The organism is Tamlana crocina (assembly GCF_012037625.1).
This window is the reverse complement of record NZ_JAAVJS010000738.1, coordinates 1-306: the sequence shown is the minus strand read 5'-3', so window position 1 is coordinate 306 and position 306 is coordinate 1. Positions and strand designations below refer to the sequence as shown.

The 306-nt window shown below is 39.5% G+C and carries 1 protein-coding gene; it reads left to right on the top strand.

Going from position 1 to position 306, the window contains the following annotated elements; translation table 11 throughout:
* Nucleotides 1-275: HAD family hydrolase (locus HC176_RS18790; RefSeq protein WP_167920492.1), on the top strand; the 275-nt coding region annotated here is incomplete at its 5' end.
* Nucleotides 276-306: the final 31 nt, after the last annotated feature.

Below are 306 nucleotides of genomic sequence, written 5' to 3'. Positions count from 1 at the left end.
GGATCGATTTCAATGACAAAAAAGCTCAAAAGGGTAATGCCCTTGAAGCCCTGCAAAAAAGTTTAGGAATTTCAAAGGAAGAAACCATGGCATTTGGGGATTATCTCAACGATCTGGAGCTTTTTTCACATGCCGCCATAGGATATGCCGTTGAAAATGCTCATGCCGAAGTGAAGAAAATTGCAGCACATACCACTAAAAGCAATGATGATTTTGGAGTGGAGGTTATCCTCGAAGAGCTGCTTGAAAAGATCTCTGTAGAAGCAGAACAATAGGTTTAAAGAAAAAAACAAAGGGTTCCAAAAA